General features: G+C 64.3%; 18 protein-coding genes. 11 read left to right on the top strand and 7 right to left on the bottom strand.

What is annotated here, in order from left to right; genetic code table 11:
• Positions 1 to 34: 34 nt before the first annotated feature.
• Together BRA1253DRAFT_RS02205 and BRA1253DRAFT_RS02210 are read right to left on the bottom strand one after the other, a co-directional pair.
• Positions 35 to 706, bottom strand: a complete 672-nt coding sequence (locus tag BRA1253DRAFT_RS02205; protein WP_007590631.1) for a response regulator transcription factor — start codon at positions 704 to 706, stop codon at positions 35 to 37.
• The gene (locus BRA1253DRAFT_RS02210; protein WP_007590633.1) at positions 703 to 3,138 is read right to left on the bottom strand and encodes a PAS domain-containing sensor histidine kinase; all 2,436 of its coding nucleotides are present in this window, start codon (positions 3,136 to 3,138) and stop codon (positions 703 to 705) included. The genes BRA1253DRAFT_RS02205 and BRA1253DRAFT_RS02210 overlap by 4 nt, the downstream gene beginning before the upstream one ends.
• Positions 3,139 to 3,851: 713 nt before the next feature.
• Between BRA1253DRAFT_RS02210 and BRA1253DRAFT_RS02215 the strand changes: the two genes are divergently transcribed.
• A complete protein-coding gene (locus BRA1253DRAFT_RS02215; protein WP_007590634.1) occupies positions 3,852 to 4,040 on the top strand; it encodes a hypothetical protein in 189 nt (62 codons plus the stop codon).
• Between the two features lie 448 nt (positions 4,041 to 4,488).
• On the opposite strand, the gene BRA1253DRAFT_RS02225 is transcribed toward BRA1253DRAFT_RS02215, so the two are convergent.
• Complete coding sequence (locus BRA1253DRAFT_RS02225) at positions 4,489 to 6,678, bottom strand: lytic transglycosylase domain-containing protein (RefSeq protein WP_007590636.1); 2,190 nt, start codon at positions 6,676 to 6,678, stop codon at positions 4,489 to 4,491.
• Positions 6,679 to 7,001: 323 nt separating this feature from the next.
• On the opposite strand from BRA1253DRAFT_RS02225, the gene BRA1253DRAFT_RS02230 reads away from it, so the two are divergent.
• The 5 genes from BRA1253DRAFT_RS02230 (at position 7,002) to BRA1253DRAFT_RS02240 (ending at position 10,476) form a co-directional block, all read left to right on the top strand.
• On the top strand, positions 7,002 to 8,738 hold the full coding sequence (locus tag BRA1253DRAFT_RS02230; protein ID WP_007590637.1) for an adenylate/guanylate cyclase domain-containing protein: 1,737 nt from the start codon (positions 7,002 to 7,004) through the stop codon (positions 8,736 to 8,738).
• Positions 8,739 to 8,842: 104 nt separating this feature from the next.
• Complete coding sequence (locus BRA1253DRAFT_RS44240) at positions 8,843 to 9,019, top strand: hypothetical protein (protein ID WP_007590638.1); 177 nt, start codon at positions 8,843 to 8,845, stop codon at positions 9,017 to 9,019.
• A gap of 148 nt (positions 9,020 to 9,167) precedes the next feature.
• A complete protein-coding gene (locus BRA1253DRAFT_RS02235; protein ID WP_007590639.1) occupies positions 9,168 to 9,380 on the top strand; it encodes a hypothetical protein in 213 nt (70 codons plus the stop codon).
• Positions 9,381 to 9,574: 194 nt separating this feature from the next.
• Positions 9,575 to 9,772 (top strand): hypothetical protein, encoded by a 198-nt coding sequence (locus BRA1253DRAFT_RS41020; protein ID WP_245285850.1) that lies wholly within the window; start codon positions 9,575 to 9,577, stop codon positions 9,770 to 9,772.
• 125 nt (positions 9,773 to 9,897) lie between these two features.
• Positions 9,898 to 10,476 carry a hypothetical protein gene (locus tag BRA1253DRAFT_RS02240; protein WP_007590641.1) on the top strand — a complete coding sequence of 193 codons (579 nt, stop codon included), beginning with the start codon at positions 9,898 to 9,900 and terminating at the stop codon, positions 10,474 to 10,476.
• 25 nt (positions 10,477 to 10,501) lie between these two features.
• Here BRA1253DRAFT_RS02240 and BRA1253DRAFT_RS02245 read toward each other — a convergent pair whose 3' ends face one another.
• Together BRA1253DRAFT_RS02245 and BRA1253DRAFT_RS43325 are read right to left on the bottom strand one after the other, a co-directional pair.
• Positions 10,502 to 10,717, bottom strand: a complete 216-nt coding sequence (locus BRA1253DRAFT_RS02245; protein WP_007590642.1) for a hypothetical protein — start codon at positions 10,715 to 10,717, stop codon at positions 10,502 to 10,504.
• Positions 10,717 to 11,169, bottom strand: coding sequence for a hypothetical protein (locus tag BRA1253DRAFT_RS43325; protein ID WP_007590643.1), 453 nt, complete (start codon positions 11,167 to 11,169; stop codon positions 10,717 to 10,719). Before BRA1253DRAFT_RS43325 ends, BRA1253DRAFT_RS02245 begins: the two co-directional genes overlap by 1 nt.
• An 84-nt stretch (positions 11,170 to 11,253) precedes the next feature.
• On the opposite strand from BRA1253DRAFT_RS43325, the gene BRA1253DRAFT_RS43330 reads away from it, so the two are divergent.
• The 3 genes from BRA1253DRAFT_RS43330 (at position 11,254) to BRA1253DRAFT_RS02265 (ending at position 15,495) form a co-directional block, all read left to right on the top strand.
• The gene (locus BRA1253DRAFT_RS43330) at positions 11,254 to 11,652 is read left to right on the top strand and encodes a MerR family transcriptional regulator (RefSeq protein WP_007590644.1); all 399 of its coding nucleotides are present in this window, start codon (positions 11,254 to 11,256) and stop codon (positions 11,650 to 11,652) included.
• Positions 11,653 to 12,962: 1,310 nt separating this feature from the next.
• Positions 12,963 to 14,687 carry a dihydroxy-acid dehydratase gene (gene ilvD / locus BRA1253DRAFT_RS02260; RefSeq protein ID WP_007590645.1) on the top strand — a complete coding sequence of 575 codons (1,725 nt, stop codon included), beginning with the start codon at positions 12,963 to 12,965 and terminating at the stop codon, positions 14,685 to 14,687.
• On the top strand, positions 14,674 to 15,495 hold the full coding sequence (locus BRA1253DRAFT_RS02265) for a tetratricopeptide repeat protein (RefSeq protein ID WP_007590646.1): 822 nt from the start codon (positions 14,674 to 14,676) through the stop codon (positions 15,493 to 15,495). Before ilvD ends, BRA1253DRAFT_RS02265 begins: the two co-directional genes overlap by 14 nt.
• 15 nt (positions 15,496 to 15,510) lie before the next feature.
• On the opposite strand, the gene xth is transcribed toward BRA1253DRAFT_RS02265, so the two are convergent.
• Positions 15,511 to 16,308 (bottom strand): exodeoxyribonuclease III, encoded by a 798-nt coding sequence (xth, locus tag BRA1253DRAFT_RS02270; protein WP_007590647.1) that lies wholly within the window; start codon positions 16,306 to 16,308, stop codon positions 15,511 to 15,513.
• A 134-nt stretch (positions 16,309 to 16,442) separates the two neighbouring features.
• Here xth and BRA1253DRAFT_RS02275 point away from each other — a divergent pair, with 134 nt between their 5' ends.
• Complete coding sequence (locus BRA1253DRAFT_RS02275; protein WP_035992616.1) at positions 16,443 to 18,773, top strand: ATP-binding protein; 2,331 nt, start codon at positions 16,443 to 16,445, stop codon at positions 18,771 to 18,773.
• A 6-nt stretch (positions 18,774 to 18,779) separates the two neighbouring features.
• On the opposite strand, the gene erpA is transcribed toward BRA1253DRAFT_RS02275, so the two are convergent.
• Entirely contained in the window at positions 18,780 to 19,109 is a 330-nt protein-coding gene (gene erpA / locus BRA1253DRAFT_RS02280; protein WP_007590649.1) for an iron-sulfur cluster insertion protein ErpA, read from the bottom strand.
• Between the two features lie 146 nt (positions 19,110 to 19,255).
• Here erpA and BRA1253DRAFT_RS02285 point away from each other — a divergent pair, with 146 nt between their 5' ends.
• Positions 19,256 to 20,452, top strand: a complete 1,197-nt coding sequence (locus tag BRA1253DRAFT_RS02285; protein WP_007590650.1) for a deoxyguanosinetriphosphate triphosphohydrolase — start codon at positions 19,256 to 19,258, stop codon at positions 20,450 to 20,452.

Here is a 20,452-nt window from a genome sequence, read left to right on the forward strand (position 1 = left end):
AAGTGAGCCCTTGGAGCGAGCTTGAAAAGCATACTTAGGTTTGCACCTTTCCGCCCGGGCGTGAGATTCCGAGCGCCTCCACCATTCTGACGAGATCGGCCAACGACTTGGCGCCCATTTTCCGCATGATCTGCCCACGATAGATCTTGACGGTAATCTCGGCCAATCCAAGCTCGGCCGCGACCTGCTTGTTCATCAGGCCGGATGCCACCAGAGTGAGGATGTCGCGCTGGCGCGCGCTCAAACCCTCGAAGCGGGACCGCACTCCCGCGACCGACTCCTCGGCATTGCGTCGCTTGCGATCCCGTTCGATCGCGGCCCGAACCGCATCCAGCATGTCCTGGTCGCGCACCGGCTTGGTCAGAAAATCGATGGCGCCGCTTTTCATGGCCCTGACGGTCATCGGAATATCACCATGACCGGTGATGAAGATAATGGGCGTGTGAATGTTCGCCTTCGCGAGGTCCGACTGCAGGTCAAAGCCGCTTGAGCCCGGCAGGCGGATGTCGAGCACAAGGCAGCTGGGGACCGCCGGTGGCTTGGCTTCCATGATCTCCGCCGCGGAGCCGAAAGCCTGGACCTTGAGGCCGACGGATTGAAAGAGGTTGGTGAGCGCACGGCGCATCGATGGATCGTCGTCGACGATCAAGACGATCGGATCGTCGGAGCTCGTCTGCACCGTCGCCGCCTTGGGAATGTCGGTCACGACGTGTCCTCGATCGGCAAGGGCAGGGCAATCTGGAATGTTGCTCCGCTTCCGTCATTGGGGAAGGCCGAGAGCCGGCCCGCATGAGCCTCGATGATCGATCGGCAGATCGACAGTCCCATCCCCAGGCCGCTCGGCTTTGTCGTGAAGAAAGGTGTGAAGATGCGCTCCGTCGCGCCGTTGCCGAGGCCGACCCCGCTGTCTGTCACGATCAGGAGCATGCGGCCTTCGCCGTGCTCGCTCACCTGGCTGGAGCGGATCGCAAGCTCGCGCGGGCGTTCCACATTGGCGTGCATGGCTTCAATCCCGTTCATGACCAGGTTGATCAGCACCTGCTGCAGTTGGATCCGGTCGCCGCAGACTCTGGGCAGAGCGGACGCCAGCTCCATTCGCACCGACACGGCATGGGTGGCAAGCTCGCGGCGGACGAGCGCCACCGTCTCCCTGACGAGCTGGTTCATGTCGACCGGAGCCATCTCGATCTCGGTCTTCTTCGCAAGCGCTCTGATCCGGCGGATCACCTCGCTGGCGCGATTGGCGTCCTCGACGATCCATTCCACGGAACGGCGCGCGGCATTCAGGTCGGCCGGTTCGCGGTCGAGCCATCCGATGCAGGCATCCGCATTGGAGATCACGGCGGCCAAAGGCTGATTGATCTCATGGGCGATCGAGGCCGTGAGTTCGCCGAGCATCGTGACACGCGTGACGTGAGCAAGCTCGGCTTGCGCCTTGCGCAGTGCTTCTTCGGCCTGCTCGGCGCGGATCGCCGCCGTCACGTCGCTGCTGACGCCACGATAGCCGAGAAAGTTGCCGTTCGCGTCGTGCAAGGGCTTGCCGCTGGTGCGCACGTAGATCGGAGATCCGTTGCGATCCTTGCTTCGGTAGACCAGGTCGCGAAACGGAAGGTGGGCATCGAGTGTCGCGCGATGCCGCTCCCACTTCTCGGGCTCGAGCTCGGCATCGGGCGGAATGTCCCAACGGGCGAGGCCGATCACGCCCGTGGGCACGGGACCGGCCGTGTCGGCATGTTCCGAAATCCGTGTGATACGGTGGTCCGGCCCGCTCTCCCAAAACCAGTCCGAGGCGGTTTCGGCATAGTCGCGAAATCGCTGCTCGGACAGCTTGAGCTCGTCAAAGGCGTTTTGCAGCGCTTGTCTTGCGGCAAACTGCTCGGTGACATCGACGTGGGTGCCGATGATCTCCGTCACATCGCCGTCCCCGCCGACGACGGGATGCCCCTCCGTATGGACGTGTCGTACCGAACCGTCCGGACGCACAATCCGAAAATCAACTTCGAAAGGCTGCTTTTGCCGGATTGCCTGACGTTCCACATCGACGATCCGCTTAAAGTCTTCGGCGAGGATCCGTTGTTGGAAGGCCTGCGCCGACAGATCAATCTGGTCCGGGTTAAATCCGAACAGGCGATAGAGTTCGGCCGATCGGTAAGCGAATTCCTGACGGCGCACGTCCCAGGCCCAGCTGCTCGTATGGCTGAGGCGCTGGGCTTCGGTTAGATAGGCTTCGCTGCGACGCAGTCGCTGTTCGGTTTCCTTTGCCGTAGTGACGTCAGTGACCGCTCCGACAAACTCGATGTGGCCGGATCCATGTCTCACCGCGCGTGCCACGGAATGGAGATATTTGATGGATCCATCGGGCATCAGCAGACGATATTCATGGTCGAAATCGCCGACGTCACGGAAGGCCCGATCAAGGGTCTTGCTGACCGCATTGCGATCTTCCGGATGGATGCGCTGGAAAACAAAATCGAGCGTCGGTTTGACCTGCGGGTCACGTTGGAAGATGCGAAAGGTCTCCCTGGACCAGACGGCCTCGCGGGTTGCCAGGCTCAGGCCGAAGCTGCCGGTGCGGCTCAACTCCTGCGCTTGGGCAAGGTAGGCCTCGCTCTGGCGCAGCGCATCCTCCGCCTCCTTGCGCTGGGTGATGTTTTCGCAGGCGACCAGCACGATCGGCGTGCCGTCGCCGCGCCGCATGGCCTTGGCGTTCTCACGGACCCAGAGAACCGAGCCGTCCTTCCGGATCTTGCGAATCTCCCAGGTGTGCGACTGGTCCACGGTTTCCAGGCACAGCCCGACACAGCGACGAACGAAATCGCGGTCCTCTTCGAAAAAGACGTTCAGCACAGATTGGCCGGTCAGTTCGGCCACGCTGTAGCCCAGTTGCGCGGCGCCAAATGTATTCACGTTGAGCACCGTTCCGGCCGGATCGACCATGAAATACATGACCGGATTGTGCTCGAACACTTGTCGCCATTGCTTCACGGCGTCGCGCAGGTCGGCATTGTCCTGCCGCCGGCCCTCTCCAGCCGCAGGTCCGTCTTTCGCTGCATTGCCGAGAGATCGAAGCGCCGCAAGGCCGCCGAGCAGGAATTGCGCGGCCGAATTCCCTAATTTTGCGATCTGGCCAGGCATCATCGCAGGCGTCCCGGCCCGCTTGGGGGCAGGGCGAGTAGAGCACTTTGCGACAGGAGGGGCAATTCCCTCCGACCAAAGCAGGATTCCGAGTCGAGAATTCGCGGGCTCCGTGCAGCTTGCCGCCGTTGCGCCGTCTCGTTGCGGGTAGACGAAACTCCGGAAAATTACCGGACAAACCTATGTATAGGTCGCGCAACCCTAGTCATACGCTGCATTTACCTCCGTACAATTGAGCGGCCCGTCGCATGCGGACTAGTCTCACCGGCAATCCAGTGAAGTCGATCGCGAAGCACGAACCGTCGAGTAGCGCGGCGTCGTGCGCTCAAGAGGCGAGCTTCGCCTCCGCCGTGATCTGGCTGGTCACGATTGAGAAGCCGCATTTCGTTGACGAACGTGATGATTGTGCATCAGCGCCCGTGGGGATCCTCGACCGTCAGAGGCGCCCATCAGAGGCCAGGAGGAGAGATCATGTGCGATAAGCCCGAACACTCCGAGCGCCCTTCCGCGGCAAAAAGCTGCGCCGTCTGCAGCGGGAAGTTCGGCCTGATCCGGTATTATTCCTGGCGAGCGCCGCTTTGCTCCCGGAAATGTCTCGATCGCTTCAGGGCGCGCCGCGAACGCGATCGCCGATGGCTGTTTCGGTCTCAGGCGGCGTAAGCACCAGTCACCGGATCCGTCGACACGGTCTACTGCTTTGCGCTCGGAGGTGCCACATGAGGTTCATATTGGTGAACGGCAGGACCCCTTTCCGCAAAACGTTCTGCCTGTGGTGCTGCGAGGAGATCAGCGGCGGCTATCTGCGCGATGCGAAGACGCTGCTGCCCTACTGCGGCTACGAGTGTTACGCGCTTCATGGCGAAGCTGCGCCGCTGATCGAGGGACGCACACGAGCGGCGTCTTGAGCGGATAGGAGAGCGAAACGGGCGGTGGATTTGCCGTCCGGGTGAGAGGGCATCGCTATGAGATTCATGCTCGTCAATCAGGAAGGGCCTCGCCACGGCGGTACCTGCAGCGCGTGCGCGCAACCGTTGGGCGCGAGTTACGTCCGCCATGTGCCCGCTGAGCGGCGGTACTGCGACTATGATTGCTACCGTCGATATCAGCAGACGACGGTGGAAATGCTCTGGCCTTACCGCAGTTCGCTCGAAGCGATCACGGTGTCGAGCTGGAACTGGATACTGCAGACGGGTGCGCTCTCGCGCTCGCTGACGGAAGCATTTCTGCGCGCGTACGAACCCTCTGACCACGGAAGGAGGTGACGGCTCGCCGAACGATGCGGACCCGCGCAGAGAGGTCGGTCGCAGTCACCGCATCCAGCTTCACGCCGCGTCCAGCCCCGGCGTCGCGAAGCTAGGGCGCGGCGGCTGCGGCCGATGCCGTCGGCATCGCGCCCACGTTCGGCGTCGTAACGCGCTGCTCGGACTTCGCCGCGACGACGCTGCTGGCCTCAAACCTCGCACGATAGACCAGCACGTTCTCGATCACGCGCTGGACGTAGTTGCGCGTCTCCGACAGCGGGATGCGCTCGACCCAGTCGACCGGATCGACCTTGGGATCCCTGGGGTCGCCGCGCGCCTGCACCCATTCGCGCACGCGGCCCCGGCCGGCATTATAGCCGGCGAAGGTCATGATCTGATTGCCGCGGTATTCCGACATCAGCGCGCTGAGCTCGGCCGCGCCCATCTGCGTGTTGTAGACGGGATCGGAGACCATCTTGTCCCAGTCATAGGTCAGGCCGAAGCGCTTTGCGGTGTCGCGGCCCGCTTCCGGCGTCACCTGCATCAACCCGACTGCGTTGGCGGCCGATTTGTCGCGCTGGTCGAACGAGCTTTCGGTGCGCGCCACCGAATAGATCACGCTGGGGTCGATCGCGGGCGCGACCTGCTTATGTTCAGGGATGCCGATGGTCGGGAAGGCGTAGTGATCGAGTGCGAGCCCGCGCGCCAGCGCCGACTTGCCGACCTCCAGCATCACGCGCGCATCGTTGCGCCGGCCGGCGAGCTCGCCGAGGGCTTCGAGCGCCGCCACGTCGGTGCTCTCCTTGGCGAAATCCTCGGCGTAGTAAAACACCATGTCGCGCTCACCGACGCCGTAGAGCATGTCGGCGGCGCGCACGCGCTCGTCCGCGGGCGGCGTGTCGACTGCTGCCAGCACGGGCGAGGGCCCGCGCAGTTCGATGCGGTCGAGGCCGAGCCTGGCGCGGGCGAGCTGGCCGTAATAGGCGGTCGGATAGCGCGCCGCCGCCTGATAGCTCAGGCGCGCATCGGCGGTTGCGTTCATCGCCTCCGCCGCGCGACCGCGCCAATAATGCGCGCGCGACAGCGCGATCGGGTTGGCCGAGCCTTCGTCGATCGCGGCGAAATGCGTCATCGCCGCCTTGGGATCATCGAGATAGCGCAGCGCGATCCAGCCGCACATGAAGTGATAGTCGACGCGATAGACTTCCATCGCGGGCACGGCCGCCGAGCGCACCACGTCGTAGGCGGTTTTGAACTTGCCCTGGTCGAGCAGCTTTCGCGCGAGCAGGCGGCGCTCGCGCCACCAGGCGTCGGTGTCTTGCGCCGCCATCGTATCGGGCGCGGCGGCTAGGATCACCTCGGCCGCGTCGTCGATGCGGTCATTCTGGAGATGCCATTGCGCGCGGCACAGCACATAGCCGAGGTCGCGGCGCGCCTCGGCCGAGACGTCCTCGAGGTAATCCTTGGCCTTGCTGGCCTTGCCGGTGACGGCGGCGCAGGCCTTGACGATCGCGAGCGCATCCTCGCCGAGCCGCTTGGCTGCGCGCCGCGCACCTGCGTAGTCCTTGGCGCCGAGGCGCTTGTCCATGCGGGCACGATGATCCTCGGTGGTCAGGAGATCGCGAAACGCTTCGTAGGAATCTTCCTCGCTGCGTTCGGACAATTCGTCCGTGCGCCAGGCATCGCGCACCAGACGCTCGGCCCGGTCGCTGTCGCCCTCGGTCATCAGCACGCGGGCGAGTGCGAACTTGCCCTTGGCGCTGGTCGGCCGGTCCATCGTGAATTTGTGCACGGTCGCCGCGTCGGCCTTCTCCTGCCACAGCCGCGCCTCGGCGCGGCGGCGGAGCAGCGCGCTGCTCGGCCAGTCCGGATTGGCGGCGAGGAAGGCGGCGTAGCGCTTGAAATTGGCCGTGCTTTCGGAATGGCGCAGCATGAACCAGTCGGCGAGCTTCTGCCCCGCCGGGTCAGCAATGCGGTCGCGCGCCGCGCTCGCGTCCTCGGTCTTGCCCTTCCGCGCGAGATCGATGGCATCCTTCAGCGCGGCGAGATCGCCAGTCAGTGGCGGGGCTGCCGGATTGTCCGAGGGCGCGTCGTCCTGCTTCTTCGAGTTGCGTTTGGCCTCGGCACGTTTGCCGTGCCGCGCCTTGCTGGCGGAGGCGTGGCGCTGCTTGCCGGCTTTCGCCTCATGCGTCTTCTTCGGCGCGGACGATTTCTGACTGCTCTTCGCTGCCAGCTCGGTAGGGATGAAGGCCAAAGCGGCCACGGCAACGACGCACGCAAGCGAGCGTAGGCACTGGTTCATTCCGTGGTCCCCCTGCGAAACCAGTACAAACCAAAGTCCGCGACGAGATGCGGTTCGAGAATCAAAACGGCGTCAAAAACGGTGACACGACATCGTTTCGCATCCTCAAGCTGTTCCAACAATGCGGCGAAATACGGATGGAGCGAGGGAACTTGTGCAACGGCGGGTCGAGCGGGTTTCTTAACCTTCATTAACGAACAAGGCTCGCGCGACGGTTGCGGCGGTTCAGGACGCCACAAGCGGCCAAATTGCGAGTATTCCCGGCGGCAAATCCGTTGTATTGGTTCCAAGGCCTTTCCCCTTCAGCCCATTGTCCCGCGCCCATGCCGATTTTCAACCAGTCGATCCGGCGCAAGATCGTCGGGATTGCGCTCGGCCTCATCATCCTGATGGTCGTCACCGCGATCCTGTCGATGGTGATGTCGAGCCGCGTCGGCCATCTTCTGGATGAGCTGACCGCCCGGTATATTCCGGCTTACGGCCACCTGGCGCGGTCCAATGTGCGTTCGTTGGAGCGGGCGCTGGCGATGCGGCGCATGGTGATCGCCAAAATGCAAACGCCGCCGGACGAGGAGGGCTTTGCGGCGCGGCTGAAGATCTTCAGGGAAACGGACGCCCAGGTCGAGCAGGAGGCCGAAGCCGCGCGAAAGCTGATCAACGCGATCATCAACGATGAGAGCACACCGTCGGACAACGCGGCACTCGCCCGCATCGAGACGCGCATCGAGAATGCAGTCAAGGAGCTTCGCCGCGAACTCGACGAGGAGGACGCCAAGCTGCTCCGGCTGCTCGATGACAAGGACTTTGCGGGCGCGCCCGACGTGCTCGTCCATGTGGACGCGCTACGCGACCTCTTCACCCAGCGGATCGACGCGATCCGAGCCGACATGCTCTCGCAGGTGTTCGTGAGCACCGCCCAGGTCATCCGCCATCAGCGCCAGGCGATCATCGTCTCGGGCATCGTGACCATCCTCGCGGCGATCGTCGGACTTGCCTTTGCGATCATGGTCTCCACCGGGATCACGCGACCGGTCCGGCTGCTGCTGGCCGGCACCCGCGAGGTCGAGGCAGGCCATTTCGACAAGACTATCAGCGTCTCGACCCAGGACGAGATCGGAGAGCTCGCTGCCGCCTTCAACCGCATGGTCGAGCAGTTGCGCCAGAACGAGCGCATCCGCGAGACTTTCGGCCGCTATATCGATCCCAAGGTGGTTCAGGGCCTGATCGACCGGCCCGAGGTCGCCATCGAGGGCCAGCGCCGGGTCATGACCATCATGTTCTGCGATATGAGCGGCTTCACCTCGATGAGCGAGGGCATGACCCCGCGCGGTCTCGTCAGGGTGATGAACCACTATTTCACCGTCATGTCCGGTCCGATCAGGAGCAACCGCGGCATCATCGACAAATACATCGGCGATGCCATCATGTCCTATTGGGGGCCGCCCTTCATCGAGGAGGAGGAGCAGGCTCAGCTTGCCTGCTTCGCCGCGCTCGACATGGCCGACCAGGTGCCCGCGCTCCAGAAGCAGCTCCCGGATCTCCTCGGCATCCGCGCCATGCCGGTGCCATGCGATCTGCGCATCGGCATCGCCACCGGCGAGGTTTTGACCGGCAGCATCGGCTCCGAGCTGATGATGAGCTTCACCGTGATGGGCGATGCCGTGAACCTCGCCTCGCGCTTGGAAGCCGTCAACAAGACCTTTGGCACCCGTATCCTGATCTCGCAGGCGACGGCGGACGCGATCGGCTCACAGCTCGAATTGCGCGAGGTCGATCGTCTTGCGGTCGCCGGCCAAAGCGTGCCGCAAACGATTTTCGAGGTGATGGGCCGGGCAGGCGCGCTGACTGCCGCGCATGAGAGTCTGCGTTCGCACTACGCCGAAGGCCTCGCGGCCTATCGCGCCCGCCGCTTCGACGAGGCCCGTACCGCCTTCAACGCGGCACTTGAAGCCGTCCCCGGCGACGGCCCGTCGCGGGCAATGCTTGCCCGTATTGCGCGGTTCGAGGCCAATCCGCCGGACGAGGGCTGGGACGGCGCGTGGCGGTTGGAGCAGAAATAGCCGGCCGCGCGGAAAAATTGATTCTACTCGATAACGATGTTCGCTGTGACCTATTTCCCGGGCTTAGGTTTGATGTCCTTGAGGCGTTTGACGGGGACACGCCGATGACAGAACTTGAGAACAGGCTCGAACGGTTCGAGACGCTCACCGCCGAATGCGAGCTGATCGCCAGGCTGGCCACCGACAGCACCAAGCGCGAGTTTTATCTGAAGCTATCGGAGCAGTACCGCCAATTGGCCGTGGACATGCGGCAGGCCATCGCGAGCAAGGCTGCGGCCTGACGCCGGCAATCCGTTCTTAACACTTGGCGCGCATCCTCAATGCAGAAGCGGGGACGCCTGCGGCGATTTCCGCTGTGGAAATGCCGAGGCTCGCTGCGGTGCAGCGCGCCTCGCGAGATTGTTTTGTCGTGCCTCACAGGGCGATCCCATGCGCCTCCTCGCGGTCATCATGTTTGGACTCATGACGGCAGCCTGCAACCAGGAGCAGGACATCACCGGCTCGACCCCAGTCTGCGCGATGCGGAACTACAGCTCCTTCAATCCCCGCGACATGACCCAATGCGTTGCCGCCTGCAAGGCGTGCGACCACGGCAACACGGTCACCTGCACCACGTCGTGCACGCTCAAGGGCGCCCATTGAGCCGCTCCGCCTCCTGGTTCGGGGCCGACGGTGTCTTGACGGTTCCTTGACGGTGTCCTTGGCGGTGTCTCGGCACCGGAACGATTCACATGGATTAATCATTGAAGGGATGGCAGGACGCGGAGTCCTTTGGAATGGGTATGCTCGATCCCGGTCGGTTCCTGGTGTCATGCTCTCACTGCGCAGCCTGGCCGATGGCCGCCAATGTAAAACGTTCGAGCTGGTCGGCTTCGCCGAACGAGGTCCGCTTCGTGTGCCCGCGTTGCCGCCGCGAGGAGACCGCGATCATCTCCGCCTCCGGCGAGTTGACGCCGATCCGGCGCGTCGACGTCCCGCCGCGCGACGTCACCGCGGCCTGGGCTCAAGCCCAGCGCGCAAGAGGGCGAGCGTAGCCGGCCCGTTCTAGGACAAGAGGGCGCGTTACCATCTCTCACGACCTCCGATGGGGCAGTTGGAACTGTCGCGGGAGGCGATCCAACCAATGCAATGTGCTAGGATCGCCGGCAGGAGTTCATCCATGCCCCGTCAGATCCTGCCCTCTCACGGCGACCGTTTCCGTCTGTACCCGGTTGCGCCGCGGCTTGCGCCGCTGTTCGGCTTCGCGCTGCTGACGGTGTCATGCGCGCTGGCAAGCTTTGCATTCGCCTGCGCCACGCCATTTGCCGCTTTCGCGGTTATCGCCGCCGCGATGCTGCCGCTGCGTCCGGCGCTGCTCGTCGTCACCGGCGCCTGGCTGGTCAACCAGACCATCGGTTTCGGCGTGCTGCACTATCCGATCGACATCAGCACCATCGCCTGGGGCTTCGTCATCGGCGCGGCTGCGCTGCTATCGACCGCAGCCGCATCGACGGTCCTCCGTAGGCTGCCACGAGGCCGCACGCCGCTGATGCTGGCGATTGCGTTCGCTGCCGCCTACGCGGTCTACGAGTTCGCGCTGCTTGTCGCGACGCCGGTCCTCGGCGGCGAGGGCGCCTTCACCGCCGCCATCGTTGCGCGCATCGGGCTGACCAGCGCCGTCTGGCTCGCCGGCCTCGTTGCCGCCTGTGAGATCGTCCGCCTGGTCGATCCGTTCGGCCGTGCGATGCGGAACGCGTAGGCGCCTCCAAGGCTTTAAGTTCCGGTCATGGCGATGACCGGACCCAGCGCCGTAAGGCGACCGCTGTCCAGACCGTCTCGACAAGCCCAAACGGCCAGGTCCCCTGGAGAAAGCCATAGACCGCGCTGAGCGCGCAGGCTGCCGCGAAGGCCAGCACAAAATGCGGTCCGCGCGGCTCGAGCGCGTAGAACAACAGCATCGCACTGACCGACAGCAGTCCGAAGATCGTGATTGCGTCCATCAGCCGGCCGGATGCTTCGGCTTCTTGGCGAGACCGAGGGCCTGGAAGACAGCGGGCCCCATCACTGGCCACAGCGCGGCTGTCGCGGTCAGAACGGTCGCGGCGCACATTGCAGCCAGCACGGACGATCGGATTTTCAAGCCGCGCGTCCGCGATCGCCAGACGATCCAGCCCCAGGCGCAGATCACGACGGCGATGGACAGTATCGTCATCAGCCCGTGCGCATGGTCGAACACGGCGATCAGGCTGCCTGCACTGGCGAGCACGACAGCGGGCAGGGTAAAGGGAAGCACACAGCACGCCGTGCAGGCTACAGCGACAACCGCGGCCGCGACCGCCGTGCCGGCGGCCTTGCCGCCTCCTGGTTCGGTCCCTGGTTCGAGCTTGGCCGCGCAGCCGCATCCTGGCGACGTCTCGGACGGAAGGTTGCAGGACGGTCCTATAACGCTCATGTGATTCTCCTCATGCTTGTGCGCCACGGACCGGATCGCTACGCCCTCAAGCCACTTGAGGTTCAAGCGAAAAGTGAGAGCTCCATGAGAATTGGCGTCCTCGCCAAGGCGGCCGGCGTTTCGGTTCCCACCATCCGCTATTACGAGAGCATCGGTCTTCTGACGCCGCCAGCGCGCCAGGGCGGCCAGCGCGTCTACGGCGGAGAGGCTTTCAAGGCACTCAGTCTCATCCGGCACTGCCGCGAACTGGACTTCTCCATCGACGAGACGCGCGACATCCTCGCATCGGGTCAGCGGCGCTTGCCCTGCAGCGATACGAAGACATTTGCGGAGAAGCATCTCGGATCGATCAGGAAGAAAATTGCGGAGCTGCGGGCACTGGAAGCGACCGTGGCCGCGCTGGTCAGCAGTTGCGAGACGACGTGCTGCGGCAGCGCCGCGCCGGATTGCGTGATCCTGCAGCCCGGATGCGGGGCCGCGTGATCCCGGGTCGCCTTGATCTGACTTTCACGATGCAGTCGCCGTGACCCGTCGGGCAAAACACCCGACCATTTCTTGACATGCTCGTGTCAAGACGGTGTGTCTAAAATATTCTACTTTACCGAAATTCGGAAACGGCGTATGTGTCGGTCATCCCGGCTCATCCTTGAGGGGCGATCTCGTTGTCGTCTTGATTGCGAGCCGGGCTTGCGGTGGACGCGGCAGCGTCGGCATGAGAGGTGCGGGCAGGGCGGGTACTCCCTGTGAGCCCGTGGCCACGTGCGGACGAGCGGCGCTGTGAAGTTCGTCTCGTCGGTATTTCGATGGCTACGTGCACGAGGCCGTCGAACCCTGCGGCGAAATGGCGAATGCGCGTACGGCAAAACCGTGTGGTCCTGGCCGTTGTTGCTACGGTCAAGCTGTCGCGGAGGTGTGTGCGAGCCCAACCGGGCAGACAGCATCATCCAATTCGCGAGGCGAGGGAGGCCAGAAGGAAAGTTCGGCTCCCGGGAGAGCACGGCATAAGCCGTCCAACCATCGCGCAGGGAAGGCCGAGTGATTGGCACCACCTGTATGCTGCTGTGCGGTTTTTCTGCGTGTGCTTTTCGCGCAGCGGACCGCGGGTGCCAGCTGGCACCCGGCCTTCCCTGCGCCCTCTTGGATAAGAGGGTGGAGTGAACAAGCAAAGCTCGGGCGAAATCAGCCGCGAGGACGAAAAGGCATGTCTGCAAGTAAAAATGCGAGCTGGAAGAGTGCCGCTGCCGCCTCATACGCCGTCATTGCGAGCGCAGCGAAGCAATCCAGAGTCTTACCGCGGAGGGATTCTGGATTGCTTCGCTTCGCTCGCAATGACGCTTTGAGAGAGTGTGCGCCACGCTCGACCCTTGAGTCTCCGATGCGCAGCGCAGAGGCCTTTGCAGCGCGTAGGGGCACGCGCGGGGGATGATGAAGGCGCCGACTCACCTTGGCTGCGCCTCGTCGTCGCGTCTTAGTTGCGGTGCGGGCATCTACTGGCCTGAAGTTGTGGATTGTCCTCCCGCCGGGGGTATCGCAGTAAGCTCAATCGTGTCCTCCAAGCCACGATTGTGCCGTCCGCGCAACACCCGTCACGGATTTAACCATCATCTCTGTCCGTTCGCATCAACGCCGCTTTTTGGCCACACCCGAACATGAATAAAATCACTCGAATGTTTTAGCGGCAGCGGTGGTCCTGGAAGGCGACGGAAATCCCCAAGGTCGATTCAAAAGGTCGATTCAAATCTTGGCACTGATTTTTCGGGTCTGAAAGGGTTCGCCGGGGAAACTGGTTTGCGATGGACGCGAAGAGCAACATCAAGCAGAGGCTGCCGAGCCGTCACGTGACGGAAGGCCCTGCGCGCGCGCCCCATCGGTCCTACCTCTACGCCATGGGTCTGACCACCGACCAGATCCACCAGCCCTTCGTCGGCGTCGCCTCGTGCTGGAACGAGGCCGCGCCCTGCAACATCTCCCTGATGCGCCAGGCGCAGGCGGTGAAGAAGGGCGTCGCAGCCGCCGGCGGCACGCCGCGGGAATTCTGCACCATCACCGTGACCGACGGCATCGCCATGGGCCATGACGGCATGCGCTCCTCGCTGCCGTCGCGCGAATGCATCGCCGATTCCGTCGAGCTGACGATCCGCGGTCACGCCTATGACGCCCTCGTTGGCCTGGCCGGCTGCGACAAGTCGCTGCCGGGCATGATGATGGCGATGGTCCGCCTCAACGTGCCCTCGATCTTCATCTATGGCGGCTCGATCCTGCCCGGCAATTTCCGGGGCCAGCAGGTGACCGTGCAAGACATGTTCGAAGCCGTCGGCAAGCACTCGGTCGGCGCAATGTCCGACGAGGACCTCGACGAGATCGAGCGCGTGGCGTGCCCCTCGGCGGGTGCCTGCGGCGCGCAGTTCACCGCCAACACGATGGCGACCGTCTCCGAGGCGATCGGGCTGGCGCTGCCGTACTCGGCTGGTGCTCCGGCACCCTATGAAATTCGCGACGCCTTCTGCATGACGGCGGGCGAGCAGGTCATGGAGCTGATCGCGCAAAACATCCGGCCGCGCGACATCGTTACCCTCAAGGCGCTGGAGAATGCCGCCGCCGTGGTCGCCGCGTCCGGCGGCTCGACCAATGCTGCACTGCACCTGCCGGCAATCGCGCACGAGTGCGGCATCAAGTTCGACCTGTTCGACGTCGCCGAAATCTTCAAAAAGACACCGTACGTCGCGGATTTGAAGCCGGGCGGCCGTTATGTCGCCAAAGACATGTTTGAAGTAGGTGGCATACCGCTTCTGATGAAGACGCTGCTCGACAACGGATTTCTCCACGGTGACTGCATGACCGTCACCGGTCGAACGATCGCCGAAAACCTCAAAAGCGTGAAGTGGAATCCGCACCAGGACGTGGTGCACCCGGCAGACAAACCCATCACCGTCACCGGCGGTGTGGTCGGTCTGAAGGGCAATCTGGCGCCAGAAGGTGCGATCGTGAAAGTCGCGGGAATGTCCAACCTCAGGTTCACCGGTCCGGCCAGGTGCTTCGACCGTGAGGAGGATGCTTTCGAGGCCGTCCAGAACCGCACTTACCGCGAAGGCGAAGTCATCGTGATCCGCTACGAGGGGCCCAAGGGCGGTCCCGGCATGCGGGAAATGCTCCAGACCACCGCGGCGCTGACCGGCCAGGGCATGGGCGGCAAGATCGCGCTCATCACCGACGGCCGCTTCTCCGGCGCCACCCGCGGCTTCTGCATCGGCCATGTCGGGCCGGAAGCCGCCATCGGCGGCCCCATCGGGCTGCTCGAGGACGGCGATATCATCGAGATCGACGCGGTCGCCGGTACCCTTAACGTAAAATTGAGCGACCAGGAGCTTGCCCAGCGCAAGACCAAATGGACCGCTCGCGCGACTAACCACACGACGGGCGCGCTCTGGAAATATGCTCAGCAGGTTGGACCAGCGGTCGGTGGGGCAGTGACCCATCCGGGCGGCGCGCACGAGAAACAGTGCTATGCGGACATCTAGGCGTACCATCGTTGCGTTTGTGTTGGGGGCTACTGCGCTGGCCGCGCCGGCGCTCGCCTTTGACGGCGCACCCGTCAGCCAGAAGGATGCGACCATCCCGGTGGTCACGACCTTGCCGGGCGCAGCAGGCAAGGTGCGCAATGTACCGCCAGTCGTGCCGCAGGAAACCTCGCTCAGCGCCCTGCAATATGCCGCGGAAGGGGGCCACCCCATCGCGCAGTGGAAGCTCGGCCGCATGTATGCCAATGGCGACGGCGTCGCCCAGGACGATGTTCGTGCGTTCGAGTATTTCACCCGGATCGCCAACGCGCACGCCGAGGACAGCCCGTCCGCGCCCCAGGCGCAGATCGTCGCCAACGCCTTTGTGGCGCTCGGCCGCTATTATCTCAGTGGCATCCCGAATTCGAAGGTCAAGCCGGACCAGGAGCGGGCGCGGGAGATGTTCTCCTATGCCGCGTCCTATTTCGGCAACGCGGATGCGCAATACGATCTCGCCCGCCTGTACCTGAAGACACCAGACGCTTCGCGCGAGGATTTCCGCTACGGCGCGCGCTGGCTTGGGCTCGCCGCGCAGAAGGGCCAGCACGAGGCCCAGGCGCTGCTCGGCCAGATGCTGTTCAACGGCGACCGCCTGCCGCGGCAGGCCGCGCGCGGCCTGATGTGGCTGACGCTGGCGCGCGACAGCGCAGGTAGCGACGAGACCTGGATCAAGGAAAACTACAACCGCGCCTTCGCAAAGGCCTCCGACGACGATCGCGCCATGTGCCTGCAGATGCTGGAGCAATGGGTCCAGGGTCGCCGGGAGTGATGGGTTGAGGCGGCCTCACGCCGCCTCGAGGTCGAGATCCGCCCACACCGGCACATGGTCCGACGGCTTCTCCCAGCTGCGCACATAACTGTCGATGCCGACATTGCCGAGCCGGTCGCTGGCCTGTGGCGACAGCAGCAGATGGTCGATCCGCAGGCCGTGGTTCTTCTGCCAAGCGCCGGCCTGGTAGTCCCAGAAGGTGTAGAGCCCGGGCTCGTCGGTGACGGCCCGAAGCGCATCGGTCAGGCCGAGGCCGAGCAGGGACTGAAAACTCTCCCGCGTCTCGGCCTTGAACAGGGCGTCCTCGGTCCAGGCGGCGGGATTATGGACGTCGCGGGCATGCGGGATGACGTTGAAGTCGCCTGCGAGGATCAGCGGCTCCTCGGTCTTGAGGCGCTCCTTCGAATACTCAAGAAGCCGCGACATCCATTTGAGCTTGTAGGGATATTTCTCGGTGCCGACCGGATTGCCGTTGGGCAGATAGAGGCAGGCGATGCGCAGCACGCCGCTCTTGAGCGTCACCACGCCTTCGAGGAAGCGGGCATGCGCATCCTCGTCGTCGCCGGCCAGCCCCGACTTGGTCTCGTCGAACCGGAGCTTCGAGAGCAGGGCGACACCGTTGAACGTCTTCTGCCCATGGGTGACCACGTTGTAGCCGAGCGCCTCGATCTCCAGCCGCGGGAAGGCCTCGTCGACGCATTTGATCTCCTGGAGGCAGACGATGTCCGGCTGGCACTCCTTCAGCCAGGTCAGCAACAGGTCGATCCGCTGCCGGACCGAGTTCACGTTCCAGGTGGCTATTCTGATGGGCATTTCGACGGGCTCCGGGCAGGGGCCATGGTTAGAACAAAATGCAAACGCGCCCGTCAAGGACGCTGCGAAATCTCCCACAAAATTAACCCGGCTTAAGTCGGGCCTGGGTCATTGATCGTGAAAAGGTTTTTCGAATGGGACGGCCGGACAAATCCATGAAGCGAACCGAGCCCCGCGACGGGTTGATCGGCGCGTTCCTGTACTGGCTCGGCGGCTACGAGATCGAGGACGGCCTGACCGCCGGTCTCAGCGAGCGCGAGCTGAGCCGCATCCGCGCCAAGCAGATCGACGCGGTGATACGCCTGATCCCGGTGACGATGGCCGTCACCATGCTCAACGTCGCAGTCGTGCTGGTCCTGTTCTGGGGCCGTGGCTGGAACGACTTTCTCGCGATCTGGGGCATGACCCTCGCGACCGCCGCCTCGCTCGCGGTGCGCGCGTGGCGGCGCTCCCACCGGAGCCCGCCGCAGGAAGCCTCGCCCCGCGCCGCGCGGCAGATGTTGCGGCAGGCGTTTTTCCTCGCCGCAATCTGGGGCACGCTGCCGATCGCGCTGTTCAGCCGCATCGAGCCGACCAGCCAGCTCGTCCTGGCCTGCCTGATGGTCGGCACGATGTCCGGCGGCGCCTTCATGCTCTCGACCTTCCCGCGCGCGGGCCTTGTCTATCTCGCGACGACGACGATTGCCTGCGCCGCGGCGTTGCTGTTGTGCGGCACCGGGCCTTACCTCCTGACCGCGGTGTTTCTGCTGCTGTTCGCGTTCTTCATGGCGCGCAACATCGTCTCGCAAGGCAATCTGTTCCTCGGCAATCTCAAGGCCCGGCTCGAGCTCGAGCGCCAGACCGAGATCATTTCGCTATTGCTGAAGGATTTTCAGGAGAACGCCAGCGACTGGCTATGGCAGACCGACGCCGAAGGGCATCTGGTCGACGTGCCCGAGCGCTTCGCCGCCGTCGCACAGCTGCCACTGCCGTTGCTGAAGGGCTCGCATTTCGCCGACGTGCTCGACATGCTGTGCCCCGAAGACAAGAGCGCGGCCTACAACGTCGTCGGCCTGATGGAGCACGCCGAACCGCTGCACGAAATGAACCTCAAGGTCGTCGCCGGCGGCGAGGCGCGGCTGTGGTCGCTCACTGCGAAGCCGGCCTACGACCGCGACGGTCAATTCCTCGGCTATCGCGGCTTCGGCCGCGACGTGACCGAGCGCTGGCGCGCCGAAAAGGCCGAGGCCGAGAGCCGCGCCAAATCGGATTTCCTCGCGGTGATGAGCCACGAGATCCGCACGCCGATGAACGGCGTGCTCGGGCTTGCCAGCGTGCTGCTGGAGACAAAACTCGATCCGGAGCAGCGCGAGGCTGTCACCACGATCCGCGAGTCCGGCGACAATCTCCAGCGCATCCTCAACGACATCCTGGACCTGTCCAAGCTCGAGGCCGGACGCTTCGCGTTCGAGGTGATCGACTTCGCGCCGCAGGCGATGGTCGAAGCCGTGGCGACCATCGTGCGCGCGAGCGCCAAGAGCAAGGGGCTCGCCGTCAAGGTCGAGCTCGATCCCAACCTGCCGCCGACGCTGCGCGGCGATGTCGCGCGTATCCGCCAGGTCCTGCTCAATCTCGCATCCAACGCGGTGAAGTTCACTGACGGAGGCGAAGTCACGATCGCAGCTGTCTGTCAGGCCCGCCGCGATCTGCTCGCCACCGTCGAATGGAGCGTGACCGACAGCGGTATCGGCATCGCCCCCGAGAAGCTCGGCGAGCTCTTCTCCGACTTCGCCCAGGCCGACGCCTCGATCAGCCGCCGCTTCGGCGGCACCGGGCTGGGCCTAGCGATCTCGCGGCGCATTATCGAGCAGATGGGCGGCACCATCGGCGTCACCTCGACGCCGGGCGAAGGCTCGACCTTCCGCTTCACGCTGGTACTGCCGTGGAGTCAGGTGCAAACGTCCGATCACGACGCAGGCCGCGAGGAAGCCGACGATCTCAAGGCGCGCATCGCGGGCCTCGACCGACCGCTGAAGGTGTTGGTCGCCGAGGACGACGCCGTCAACCGCATGGTCGTGAGCAAGATGCTCGGTGCCTTCGACGTCGAGTTGCGCGTCGTGACCGACGGTGTCGAGGCCGTCGCGGCCGTGTCCGAAGACGATTACGATATCGTGCTGATGGACGTGCGCATGCCCGAGATGGACGGGCTTGCCGCGACCCGTGCGATCCGCGCCGAGGGCGGATGCTTCGCGGCCTTGCCGATCATCGCGCTGACCGCCAATGCCTTCCCCGAGGACGTCAAGATCTGCCGCGAGGCGGGGATGTCCGACTTCCTCGCCAAACCGCTGCGCAAGCCTGCGCTGGTGGCGGCTCTGCTGCGCGCGCTCGATGGACATGTGATGGCGGAAGACGCACCACTTCAGCCGGAGCTCACGCCTGTCGACGTGGAGTGGACGGACGAGGAAAGGCAGATGACTGGCGCCTAAAGCCTGTCAGATCGAGAAGCTGGTCCCGCAGCCACAGGACGCCGTGGCGTTGGGATTGTTGACCCGGAACGAGGCGCCGATCAGATCGTCGACGAAATCGACCTGCGAGCCCGCCAGGAACGGCTGCGAGGCGGAATCGACCAGCACCACAGCATTGTCCTGCTCGATCACGAGATCGTCGTCGGTGCGGGCACGGTCAATGTCGAACTTGTACTGGAAGCCGGAGCAGCCGCCGCCCTCGACCGAGATCCGCAGCATCGCGCCAGACCCTTCGTCCTTGAGGATCTCCCCAATCCGGCGTGCGGCCTTGTCACTGATGGTCACGTCAGTCGTCATCGCTCGTCTCCGATAGCCCCGCGGTCACACCAAGGTCGCCCGAAGGTCGGTTGCCCAATTCAGTTGGTATCCCGCGTCCGGCATAGTTAAGTGCCACCATACGCAGAATCAAATGGATAGGGACTAAATTCGCCGTGTCCGTCGGAATGGCTGCCCCCCACGCGCCCTATGCCTGCGATCCCGATCGCAGCCGCGGCCGGCTGGTCGCGGAACCGCCGAGCCGGACCCGCAGCCCGTTCCGGCGGGATTGCGACCGGGTGATCCATTCCACCGCGTTCCGCCGACTGAAGTACAAGACCCAGGTGTTCGTGTTCCACGAGGGCGACCATTACCGGACCCGGCTGACCCATTCGCTGGAGGTGGCGCAGATTGCCCGGGCGCTGGCGCGGCAGCTCGGGCTGGACGAGGACCTAACGGAAACCTTGGCGCTCGCCCACGACCTCGGCCATCCGCCGTTCGGGCACGCCGGCGAGCGGGCACTGGACGCCTGCCTGACGGATTTCGGCGGCTTCGACCACAACGTCCAGACGCTCCGCGTCGTCGCGGCGCTGGAACACCGCTACCCCGAATTCGACGGGCTCAACCTGACCTGGGAAGCGCTGGAAGGCATCGTCAAGCACAATGGCCCGCTGACCGATCGCAGCGGTGCGCCGGTCGGGCGTTATCGCGAGCACGGCATTCCTGTCGGCATCGCCGACTACATCAAGACCTACGATCTCGAGTTGTGGAGTTTCGCCTCGCTGGAGGCACAGGTCGCCGCGATCGCCGACGACATCGCCTATGATGCCCACGATATCGACGACGGCCTGCGCGCCGGCCTGTTTCACCTCGACGACCTCAAGGTCATGCCGCTGACCGCGGAGATCATCGCCGAGACGTCTGCGCATTACCCCGATCTCGAAGACGTCAGGCGCGGCGCCGAGCTGGTGCGCGAGCTGATCTCGCACCTGATCGGTGCCGTGTTCGCCGAGGCGCAGACAAACCTTGCCGCCGTGAAACCGCAATCCGCCCAGGACGTGCGCCAGCAGAGCCGGGCACTGATCGCGTTCCCCGCCGCGGTCGCCGAGAAGGAGGCCGCCATCAAGCGCTTTCTCTATCAGCACATGTACCGCCACAAGCGGGTCATGCGGGTGATGAGCGAGGCGGAACAGATCCTGTTCGACCTGTTCGCGAAATACCTCACATCGCCCGGCGAACTGCCGCCGGAATGGCTGGTCGGGGCGGAGGCGGACAATGAGGGCGACCGGGCTCGACGGATCGGGAATTTCATTGCCGGAATGACCGACCGTTTCGCCCTGACCGAGCACCAGCGGCTCTTTGACTCGACCCCGGATTTGCGTTAG

It is taken from the genome of Bradyrhizobium sp. WSM1253, assembly GCF_000244935.1.
GTDB lineage: Bacteria > Pseudomonadota > Alphaproteobacteria > Rhizobiales > Xanthobacteraceae > Bradyrhizobium > Bradyrhizobium canariense.